The 11,124-nt window shown below is 55.8% G+C and carries 8 protein-coding genes and 1 pseudogene; 7 read left to right on the top strand and 2 right to left on the bottom strand.

Features of this window, described 5'->3' with window-relative positions; translation table 11 throughout:
- The first annotated feature begins 103 nt into the window (after positions 1-103).
- From FHS21_RS26420 to FHS21_RS26400, 5 genes are all read left to right on the top strand, one after another.
- Positions 104-781 carry a FadR/GntR family transcriptional regulator gene (locus tag FHS21_RS26420; RefSeq protein ID WP_112531295.1) on the top strand — a complete coding sequence of 226 codons (678 nt, stop codon included), beginning with the start codon at positions 104-106 and terminating at the stop codon, positions 779-781.
- Positions 778-2,064 carry a CynX/NimT family MFS transporter gene (locus FHS21_RS26415; RefSeq protein WP_112531294.1) on the top strand — a complete coding sequence of 429 codons (1,287 nt, stop codon included), beginning with the start codon at positions 778-780 and terminating at the stop codon, positions 2,062-2,064. Before FHS21_RS26420 ends, FHS21_RS26415 begins: the two co-directional genes overlap by 4 nt.
- 90 nt (positions 2,065-2,154) lie before the next feature.
- Positions 2,155-4,098, top strand: a complete 1,944-nt coding sequence (locus FHS21_RS26410; protein WP_112531293.1) for an elongation factor G — start codon at positions 2,155-2,157, stop codon at positions 4,096-4,098.
- 266 nt (positions 4,099-4,364) lie between these two features.
- Entirely contained in the window at positions 4,365-4,922 is a 558-nt protein-coding gene (locus tag FHS21_RS26405) for an ankyrin repeat domain-containing protein (RefSeq protein ID WP_112531292.1), read from the top strand.
- Between the two features lie 47 nt (positions 4,923-4,969).
- Positions 4,970-5,494 carry a YHS domain-containing (seleno)protein gene (locus tag FHS21_RS26400; RefSeq protein ID WP_112531291.1) on the top strand — a complete coding sequence of 175 codons (525 nt, stop codon included), beginning with the start codon at positions 4,970-4,972 and terminating at the stop codon, positions 5,492-5,494.
- Positions 5,495-5,502: 8 nt separating this feature from the next.
- On the opposite strand, the gene FHS21_RS26395 is transcribed toward FHS21_RS26400, so the two are convergent.
- On the bottom strand, positions 5,503-7,716 hold the full coding sequence (locus FHS21_RS26395; RefSeq protein ID WP_112531290.1) for an adenylate/guanylate cyclase domain-containing protein: 2,214 nt from the start codon (positions 7,714-7,716) through the stop codon (positions 5,503-5,505).
- A gap of 855 nt (positions 7,717-8,571) precedes the next feature.
- Here FHS21_RS26395 and FHS21_RS26390 point away from each other — a divergent pair.
- Positions 8,572-8,928: a hypothetical protein gene (locus FHS21_RS26390; RefSeq protein WP_112531289.1), complete on the top strand. Its 357-nt coding sequence runs from the start codon at positions 8,572-8,574 to the stop codon at positions 8,926-8,928.
- Positions 8,929-8,939: 11 nt separating this feature from the next.
- Positions 8,940-9,331 (top strand): annotated as a pseudogene (locus tag FHS21_RS26385) (antitoxin Xre/MbcA/ParS toxin-binding domain-containing protein).
- A 661-nt stretch (positions 9,332-9,992) separates the two neighbouring features.
- On the opposite strand, the gene FHS21_RS26380 reads toward FHS21_RS26385, so the two are convergent.
- Entirely contained in the window at positions 9,993-10,502 is a 510-nt protein-coding gene (locus FHS21_RS26380) for a hypothetical protein (protein ID WP_158482225.1), read from the bottom strand.
- Positions 10,503-11,124: the final 622 nt, after the last annotated feature.

The following is an 11,124-nucleotide window of genomic DNA, read 5'->3' as shown; positions in this document are numbered from 1 at the left end:
AGGCAAGTCTTTCGCGCCTTAGGCAGTGATATGTCGTTCGGTTGACAAAGCTAAACGTCAAGATTATTCATTAAGTCATCAGATGACTTTAGGAATTATCCTCATGCAGCCCGCCGTGCGGACCAATCTTGCAGACACCGCGATTCAGAATATTCGCGCTGAAATCACCGTCAGCCGCTGGCAGATAGGAGAGCGCATTCCGAATGAAGCGACGCTTGCCGACATGCTGGGGGTCAGTCGCGGCACCGTGCGGGAAGCTGTTCGCGTCCTCGTTTCCCAGGGCATCCTTGAAACCAGACAGGGCTCTGGCACCTATGTCCGCTCGGCGATCGATGCGGAGGACAGTCTGCTCCGAATCCGGCGGACCGGGCTTCGGGATCAGGTCGAGACGCGTTGTGCGCTCGAAGTAGAGGCCGCACGCCTTGCGGCAACACGCCATACACCGGAGGTCGTCGCAGAACTTCGGCAAATGCTTAGCGATCGCGGCGAGTACAACCCCGCCGATCATGATCGCTATGTCGAACAGGACCTTGCATTTCACAAGGCGGTTGTTGCCGCTTCCGGAAACAGCGCACTCATTGAGGTCTACGAGTTCTTCTCGACTTCGACCCAGGAAATCATCAAGGCCACGGTGACCGGCGAACTCCCCGAACCCGACATGGCTGCTCATTCCGCGATCATCGATGCCATCGCCTCGGGCGATCCGGAGAAAGCAACTCTCACCACCCGGGCTTTCATGGCTCCCATTCTTCTTGAACTCGATCGGCTTCTCGCATCATGAACCAGCATATATCCCCCAGCTCCGGACCACAGGATATCGCCAGCGAACAATTGATCGATGCCGAAGCCGACAGCGTTCCAAAGCCCAGGCCTCCGGTTTTTGCAAGCCGTGCCGCGCAGATCGTCACGGGGTTGAGCCTCGTCCTCATCGCCTTCAATCTTCGTCCGGTCTTCTCCAGTGCGTCTGCGCTTTTGCCGGAGATCATCGAACAGACGGGGCTGTCCTCTTTCGGCGCCGGCGTTCTGACAACCCTGCCCGTCGTCTGCCTTGGCGTCTTCGCCCCGCTCGCGCCAAGGCTGGCACAGCGCATCGGCGCGGAACGAACGCTGCTGGCCGTGCTGCTGCTTCTTGCATTGGGTACCGCGTTGCGCGGCTTCGGCTCGCTGCCATTGCTATTCTTCGGGACTGCCCTTGCCGGTTCCTGTATCGCTGTCGGCAATGTTCTGCTTCCGGGCCTTGTGAAACGCGACTTCGCCTCGAGAACCGGCATGATGACCGGCCTTTACACTATGGCACTTTGTGCAGGAGCAGCCAGCGCAGCCGGTTTCACCCTGCCCTTGCAGCGCGTGCTCGGCGGCAACTGGTCCCTGGCGCTTGGTGCATGGGCGATACCGGCGATACTCGTCGCGGTGATCTGGTTCCCGCATGCCTTCTTCAGGAAAGTCCGCACAAAACATGCCGGCTTCAGGGTTGAAGGTCTCTGGCGCGATCGCCTTGCCTGGCAGGTCACCTTGTTTATGGGACTGCAATCGGCTTTGGCTTACTGCGTCTTCGGCTGGCTATCGCCGATTCTGCGCGAGCGCGGGCTCGACGGCGTCACAGCGGGCGTCGTGGTATCCGTGTCGGTCATGGCGCAGGTCTTTGCCTGCCTCCTCGTTCCGTCGATCGCAGTGCGCTGCAGGGACCAACGGTTCCTCAATCTGACGCTCGTTGCGCTGGCGGTCATCGGTCTGCTCGGTTTTCTGTTCGCTCCGCTGTCAACAGTCTGGGTGTGGGCTGTCGTCCAAGGGCTTGGTCAAGGCGGACTGATTGCCATAGCGATGACTATTATCGTTTTGCGATCGCCGAATGCACATGTGGCCTCGCATCTTTCCGGCATGGCGCAATGCATCGGCTACATGCTTGCCGCGACGGGTCCGCTTCTGGTCGGGCTCATTCACAGCCTCACGGGGAGTTTTGCCGCCACAGCTGTGCTATTCGTCCTTCTCGGGCTTGGAGCGGCTCTGTTCGGTTGGGGCGCCGGGCGATCGATCCACGTTGGCGCGAAAACAATCGAGCTTTAAACTGGCTCCATAAGACAAAGCCGCTCTAGCGCTTTGCGCCAGTCTGGGGCATCCTGATGGTAGAGATTGTTCGTGGCAGGGAGGAACGCCATGCGCTGCTTTACGGTACTCGGTCCCTCGCAGGCCGGGAAATCCACGCTCGTGGAAAAACTGGCCGCACTGGAAGGTGCATCAAAAAAATCCATCTCTCCATACGGATTGGGCCTGACGGAATTCGAGTTCGGCAACGAAGCATGGTGTGCGCTGGATGCGCCTGGCTCGGGTGAGGCTCTCGTCCACGCCCAGCATGCACTTTTGGCCAGTGACGCCTGCATCCTGTGTGTGTCGCCAAACCCCGAGGAAGCTGTACTTGCGGCTCCCTATCTGCGAGTGATCGAAGCTTCGGGAACACCGTGTATCGTGTTCGTGAACCGGATGGACGAACCGAGGGGCCGACTCCGAGACGTCATAGCCTCGCTTCAGGACTTTGCCAGCCACACGTTGCTACTGCGGCAGATCCCCATCCGCGAAGGCGACAATATCGTCGGCAGCTGCGACCTTATTTCGGAGCGTGCCTGGCGCTACCGCGAGGGCCAGACATCGGCCCTTGTCGAAATTCCCACCGATGTTGTGGAGCGCGAGCATGAAGCACGGGCGGAACTTCTCGAATCTCTCTCCGAATTCGACGACTGGCTGCTGGAGGAACTTATCGAAGACCGCGAGCCAGCCAGCGATGCCATTTATGCCATCTCTTCGCGCGTCCTGCGGGAAAATCGTATCATCCCCGTTCTTGTCGGGGCCGCAAGCCATAGCAACGGCATCATGCGCCTGATGAAGGCCCTGCGTCACGAAGCCCCGCAAAATGATGTCCTTCGCGCGCGCCTTGCAGCGGCCGTCAGCCTCAAAGAGGCGGCGTTGGTCGGCGTGAGCTTCCACGCCTATCACCGCCAGAACGTCGGCAAAACGGTGCTTGTGCGTGCTCTCGGCGATGGCCTCAAGCAGGGATCTCTGCTTGCCGGCTCGCGTTTGGGACCAGTGCAGGATACCGGGACCGGCAAACCTGTTACAACGGCGATACTCCCCGGCGACGTTTTCGCCACGGTAAAATCCGATCATTTGCCTGTTCCGTCGCTGCTGACAGCCGACACTGCTGTCGCATCACCGGCATGGACAAAGCCGCCTACCCCCATGCTGGAACGCATATTGGTACCCGACAGCGAACGGGACGAAACGAAGCTCTCCGAAACGCTGGCAAAGCTCGCGGAGACCGATCACGGCCTCAAGGTCACGCAGGAGGAAGGGACCGGCGCCCAACTGATCTGCGTTCAGGGGCCGGTACATTTGCGCGATCTCTGCAAGACCCTGGCGGAAGTCTTTCATGTCAACGTAACCGACCGGCAACCAAGCCCGGTTTACCGTGAGACGATCTCGAAAACATCGGATGTTCACTACCGTCACCGCAAGCAGACCGGCGGTGCCGGACAATTTGCCGATGTGAAACTAAGCATACACCCGAATGAACGCGGCGAAGGCTTCAGCTTCGGCGAAACGGTCAAGGGTGGTGCTGTTCCGCGCAATTTCATTCCCGCAGTCGAGGCCGGAGCTCGCGAAGCGATGGAAAAAGGCCCGCTGGGTCTTCGGGTCATCGATGTCGGCGTGACATTGACCGACGGCCAGCATCATTCCGTCGACAGTTCCGAATTCGCATTCCGGGCAGCGGGGAAAATGGGGGTGCGGGACGCGCTGGCCCAGGCGTCCGCCGTGCTGATGCAGCCGATCTTCCGTGTGGAGATCCACATCCCCTCCATTTACTCCGGCAGTCTCGTGCCGATCGTCTCCGCTTTCAAGGGGCAGGTTCTGGGCTTCGATCGGGACGACACCGCCAAGGGATGGGATGTCTTCCGCGCGCTCATTCCCGGCAGCGCGCTCGACGAACTGGCGCGCTCGCTGCGCTCCGCTACACAGGGCATTGGTACATTTTCGAAGAACTTCGATCATTTCGAAGAACTTTATGGAAAAGAAGCCGATGCCATTATCAGCGCGCATGCAAGTTGAATGCCGGATGTGTCGAAATTCGCGATCATGACGAGGCGAAAACGGTGGTTTTCGAGAAGCGGAGCGGAGCGTACTTATAGTACGTGAGCACCGTATCGCAGAAAAATGCCGTTTGCAGGCCGTCATGGCGTGAATATCAACACATCCTAATCCCTACGGGTTAATTCCGGTCCAAGGCCCAATGTGATACTTTCCCGCGTTCCGCTCATGGATGCTGAGACGGGGGACGTTCGGTGAACTTTTTTTGCGTTGCATTTATCGGGGGAATGTTGGGGGTCTCGTCCGCGCTGGCGGGGCCGCTGCATGACGCGGCCAAAAACGGCGATGTCGCGACCGTTAAACAATTGCTGGATCAGGGCGCCGACATCGCGCAACCGGATGATGCCGGCGAGCCGGTTCTCCTTATCGCCTCGCTGGCCGGAAAGCCGGACGTGGTGGCACTTCTGCTCGAACGCGGCTCGAACATCGAAATTCGCAACAAAGGCGGGCTGACGGCTTTGCATGCTGCTGCCTATGGCGGAAATCTCGATACGGTAAAGTTGCTGGTCGAGAAGGGCGCAGCAGTCAATGACGAAAAGAACTTCTATCACATGACACCTCTGCACGCTGCGGCCGAAGAGGGCCATGCCGATGTGGTCGCATTTCTATTGACCAACAAGGCTGAAGTCGAACCAAAAGAACGCAACGGTTATACGCCACTCACCCAGGCTGGATGGCGGGAACATTGGGATGCGGCTGCCCTGCTAATGAAGGCGGGCGCTGAATGCCAGAAGGCCGATCTGGTTGGCCAATGGCTTTTTACCGAGTGCACCAAGCGCAAATGACTGCTGGTCGCCGGTAACACCGCACCGGAACTAAGGGAGAAACTGAAATGCTGGAACACCGCTTGAAACGCAAGTTTCAAATTGCTGCATCTATGGCTGCGGCCGTAATGCTGCTCTCCTTCACGCCGCCTGCCGGGGCCGAAGAACTCGTCAACACCGGCTATTTTGGCGATGTGGCAATCAAGGGCTATGACCCGGTCGCCTATTTCACGCAGAACCAGGCCGTCCAGGGATCCGATAAGTACTCATACCGCTGGCTTGGCGCGACATGGCAGTTTGCGAGCGCAGAAAATCGCGCCCTCTTCATCGCAGAACCTGCAAAATATGCCCCGCAATATGGCGGCTATTGCGCAGACGGCGTTTCGTTCGGGACGGTCACGACCAATGTCGACCCAAAAGCCTGGCGGATCATCGAAGGCAAACTGTACATAAGCTATGATCCGGGAGCCGCGGATGGGTTTGAAAAGAACCCGACCAAGCTCACCGACTCGCGTAAGCACTGGTCGGATGTGGAGCACACGCTCGTTGCAGAGAAGTTGCAGACGGATTGGCAGAAGGCCCCCGCGAACTGACAGGTACCTCAAGGGGTAATGGAAAAATACATCAAGGCGCGTGGCGTGACATGAACATATTTCGCGTCGCGCTGCTCCGGCGCCGTATTGCGGTAAACATAGCCGCAGACCATCCGATCCAGGAAATACCCCCCGAATCGCTCGCATAGGCGATTGCCGCGAACTTCGATCAAGCCGGTTATATTCGTATTGGCGCTGCGGTATGCGGTGTTGCCTGCCGTGTCGAAATACTGGATGAACTCGGTGCCGTTCTTGTGCTTGCCCGTCCAGGTCTTGTCGTTGACCATCGCCCTCAATTCCGCCTCGCCGATCTGGTCGGCTGGATTGGCTTCAAAGCCAAACGGCCACTCGGGCACCCCGGCAGCGCGCAGCCCGTCCATATGATGGCGCAGATCGTCTTCCCGCCAATAATCATAGAGATAGCCGTAATATGTCAGATTGCTGTCTGGAAACAGTTCCAGCAATTTTCCCGTTTCCCGGGATGCAAGTGTTTGGTCGCCGCGATCCACATAGGCTGCAGCAAGATATTCACGTGCGGGCTCTGCTTTGGGAAGAGCGTCGCGCGCGGTCTCCATCAGGGGAACCGCCCGTTCGCTGTCGCGCGCGGTGTAAAAAACAATGCCGGCAAGCAACTGAAGGCTTGGTGGCGGCGTGGGATCGAGCCGCAACGCCTTTTCCATCTCGGTAACCGCCTGCGCGTGGCTCCCGGTCTGTGCCAGGATGAGGGCAAGATTGCCGACAATCTCCGCGTCGTTCGGCTGTGCCGCAACCGCCCTGTTGGCAGAATCTCTCGCTTCAACTTCGCGCCCATCGACCAGTTGAAGAAGCGCGAGCACCGTATGGGCACGAGCGTTGTTTGGGTCCAGTTTCAGCGCCTGCCCCGCCGCGTCATAGGCAATCTTTCGTGCTACCGCTGCGGACCAGAGATAGTTGTAATCGTTGCGCCAGACATCCACCGCCACGCGGGCGATCCCGGCATGAGCATTGGCAAAACTCGGATCGAGATCGAGTGCCTTCTGGTAGTATGACAGCGTTCTCCGGTAAGTCTCGACGTCACTGTAATAAAAGCCTTCCTGTTCCGCGCGAAGATAATAATCATAGGCCTCGAGATTCTCGGTCGGAATGCGCGCCAGCTGGTCGCGCTCGCCTTCGCTAAGCTTGACTTCAAGCGCAGAGATGATCTTGCCGATGACGTCGTCCTGAACCGCGAAAAGGTCGGCATATTGGCGATCATATCGCTCAGCCCACAAGGAAAGACCGGTAAGCGCATCGATCAGCTTGACGTTGATGCGCAGCCGGGAATCTGCACGCTGCAATGTCCCCTCGAGAACGTAATGGACGCCGAGTTCCGCCGCCACATCCTGAATCTTTCCGGCCGTATCGTGGATGGCGAAAACCGAATGACGGGCGATCACGAACAGGCCCGACACCTTTGAGAGTTCGGTGATGAGATCGTCTGTCAGCCCCGCCGCAAGGTGGTCATGATCCGTGTCACCGCTCACGTTGATGAAGGGCAGCACTGCCACCGAAGGCTTGTCCGGCAGCGGATAGGCAAATCGCTCGACAAGTGACGCAGGCTGGAACAATTGCGCAGGTCTCCACCACAGCAATCCTGCACCGAGCACCATCAAAACAAGGGCTGCGACGGCCGGCACGCGCCATCGGCGCAAGCGTCTGCGTGCGCCGACTGTCTTGCCCGCTCCGGCAGGGTCGAGCACGACGCGATATATCCGGATCGGCTCGGCGATGTTTTTAACTCTTTGCTCGCCGAGCGAGACATAGCCAACCGGGAGCTTCGATTTCACCTGATCGTAGGTCGTTCCTGAAATCGCAATGCCGCCAGGTTCCGCGAGCGTTTGTATCCGGTCGGCAATATTGACACCGTCGCCGTGAATATCCTCGCCCTCGACCATGATGTCCCCGAGATTGACACCAATGCGAAAAACCAGACGCTTTTCCTGTGGAGCGGCAGCATTGCGTTCAGCCTTTTCGCGCTGCACCTCGACGGCACAACGCAATGCGGCGACCACGCTCTGGAACTCGACTAGCAGGCCGTCACCCATTGTCTTGACCAGACGTCCATTATACTCGGCGATCTTTGGCTGGAAGACTTCGCTGAGGTCATCCTGAAAACGGGCGCGCGTTCCCTCCTCGTCGATCTGGCTCAAATGGCTGTAACCGACGACATCAGCAATCAAAACGGCTGCAAGACGGCGCTCCATGCCCCGGGCCCCTCAGAACAATTCCAGTGATTTTCTGTCCGGAATTGCGTAAAAACAAGGAGCACGACGGCTCCAGCCATATCTTATAGCAGGTCAGCTGGCGATACCATTGCGGCGGCAGAGGTTCCTGCCATCTTATGCAATCAGTTCAAAACGATTCAGCTAACCACCTGTAAAATCTCGATTTGAAAAAAATTTGATTCATGAAGAAACAGAAAATCGATTCTCGGACCGAAAATCCGATTCACTCTTCACGTACATGTCGAGAGTCCGAAATGCTGTTGGGCCTCTAACCGGGAGAAATAATGGCGGTGTAAGGGCTTTATGCCGGCTTCAAGTAATTCGAAATATACGCGATTTGCGTGGACGTGTTCCCCTTCGATAAGGAGCCGGTCTGAAATCTCTTGAACAGATGATGATGCGCAACTGAAGTTGTAGACGTCTGTGAGGTTCATTGCTAGCGTACTAAGGTTCGGGAACATGTGGGACAACCTGCTTCTCGAGTAATTGAGATAGAAGCAAACATCACGTACCCTCAATGGAAGCGTGGAACTTGCTGTGAGGGGTTGAGCAGAATTTAAATACACAGTCCATTCATCAAAGTTGCTAACGTGGAGGCTGTCGATGGTAGGTCGGACGCCATCGACCCTTGTGATCGGCGCGAAGCCGTTCAGTATACACTCAAGTACTGCTGGCCAAAGATCACCATGCCTTGGAGCCATCGCCTTCAGATAGCGCTTGAGCGGAAGGGAGTTCGCGATCAATGGTGCGATAGGGACAAACTCCAAATTCAAGTCTTGAAGCCAGCCATTCCAGTTATTCGAGCATGCACGATCGCCTCCGAAAATTCCGGAGATGAAACAATTGAACAGCGCCATTACCATCCGTAAAAAGCATCACGTACCAGGCGACATCGATTCAGACATCGAATGGCTAAAGAGGCTTTTGAAAGATCTGGAAAACATACGTGACGGAATTTTTCCAGATCAGAAGGAACTAGCTACCTTTCCGAAGCTGGAGAATTGGGTCCTCTCCCGGCGGACAGTGCCGTGCCTACTTGGTACACTTGTTGACCCCGGCACTGGAAATCAGACTGGCCATTTAACGTTGGATCTTTGGGTGCACGCGCCAGCCAGGGCCTTTGCGCGCACCTTCGTGAACTTTTACGCCCTGGGCGAACCTGGTCCCGATCAAGATGGCGAGACATATTAGGCAGGGAAGGCATGTGCGCTAGTCGCCGCGCGCAAAATAGTATGCATGCGACTGACGCGGATGCCTTGGCGCGTGCGACGGTCAACCTTTTAAAAGTGTGGAATCTTACCGATGCGGAGGCGTGCATCTTGCTTGGCGGCATGTCCGCCCGCACATGGGCACGCTGGAAGGAAGGGACCATCGGCAGGACCGATCGTGATCTGCGGATGAGGATGGCTCACCTGATCGGAATCTACATGGGTTTGCGCTATCTGTTAAAGGAACCAGCCCGCAGCTATTCCTGGATGCGCAAACCCAACGCCGCTTCGGCGGCAAATCAGCCATCGACGTGATGCTCTGCGGAGAAATATCCGATCTTGCAATAATACGGGAATGGGTCCATGCGCAACGTGTTGTGTGGTAAGTTGCTTGCAATCAGCTGCCGCCTTCACTTGCACCAGACCTGTTTGACCGACTCGGTAGTGACGCGTGGGAGGCGTACAAATCCTTATGCAACGACACGCGGAACTTGACGGATTGTCGGACAACGACGCTTTTCATAAAGGCCAAGGTGTCAAAGTCATCGACGCTGCGGAGAGTGTTGCGCGAGCGTTCAGCTGAATGTCATGGCAGATAGCTAATTAGATGATTGCGACCGTCGCAGGCCCAGCAAAGCATGAACCTTTCTCGGCGGCAAAGGTGGCTCGGTGTCCGCGACTTACGCCCACTAATCAAGTGCTCTCTCGTTGGTCTGACACCGCCTTATCGCAATCCATCGCGTCGCTCGTTGAAATACAAGGCGCGACGCGAAAACGGGGCGTCATCAATTGTGTATGTGTCATAGTCAGCTAACATTACATGGCAAGCGTTCAACAGATCCCGGATTTTATCTTGATCCGGCTCTGCCAACTTCCACCATACACGGGACGGATAAGCATCCGCTATTTCGAGTAGATTGTGGGTCGTTTTTGCAATCGTTTTCATATTACTCAATTTTTCCTCCATTTAGTTTTCGATTCGCTCAACGGCGAGCGTTTGTTGCAACGATTACATTTTCAGCTTGCTTGATGAGTCATGTTGCCGATTTACGGTGAAGGTCTGTTATCCGCCAAGCGGTCCATTATCATCCTCACTATTTCACGCTCCAACCGATCTTTCTCAAGGCCTTGGGCTTTGGTGTGATAGTCAATGGCTTGGTCGACAAATCGATACAGGCGTACAAGAAATTCCTTGTGACGCTTGATATGATTAGGGCTCGGCTTAGCCTCATCTTTATACTGACTGGCGCTCTGGATGAACCCAACTGTTTTTTCCAGGAGCACTTCTCCAACCCAGTTTACTGCGCCTAAAAACACTTTGAGAGCTATGGTCGATGTATGGGGCATCAATCTTAGATCGACCTCACAAGATGGATCCTCTAAAAGGCAACGGAAACATCCCTTAGCAAATTCAATTGTATCGTCTATAACTATGAAGTGTTCTGTCGCCGACTGTGTACCACGGTACTCTTCACCGCACGCCTCAATAAGATCACCAAAGCCATGGAAACAAGCCAGAGTAGTGTTTGATAGGTATAAGTTATCTAGTGGATTCATTATCAATTCCTTCTTCGCCAATCTAATTCCTCAACAATGATTTTCCGGAAGTTTGAGAAAGGCAATGCCTGAAGTAAATAAATTCCGGATTTTTTATATCGATTCCGTCCCCGAGCATCCGCCACAATGAGGTAAAACGATTTCTATGCGTTTTATTCGGAACAAATGAAGCCGAAATTTTTCAATTTGCGAATTACTAGAAGGGTGATAATAAGTCCACGAATTCACCGTGTGGAACCTTGGTCGCGACAGACCTGATACTGGAACGATGGCGCCGCGCCTATAGTGGCATAGGCGACCGTGAGAATGCCGTGGCTGCAATTAGCGTCGCCCCCAGAACTTCTTCGCGCTCTTCCGAAGCTTAGGCATAAGTCCGACTCTCGCTGATATTTGACCGTGTCAATATTCTTATCGCCGTATCATTATTCTTATAAACGGCATACGATGTGTCAAACTTCTTTCAAACCGGATTGCTGGTGGTCTGCCCCCATCGGGTGATCCAGGGTTACTGTTAGTGCATGTTTGGTTTTGACGTGCTACCCGTCTTTAGGCCACCCGGAGCTGGAATTTTCCGGGGTTAAGGCTCATGCCGGCGGATGAGCCGATGAGCCGTTTATGAGCG

It is taken from the genome of Phyllobacterium trifolii, from assembly GCF_014192095.1.
Taxonomy (GTDB): domain Bacteria; phylum Pseudomonadota; class Alphaproteobacteria; order Rhizobiales; family Rhizobiaceae; genus Phyllobacterium; species Phyllobacterium trifolii.
Note: the sequence above shows the minus strand (reverse complement) of the source record. Positions and strands in the feature narration are given on the sequence as shown.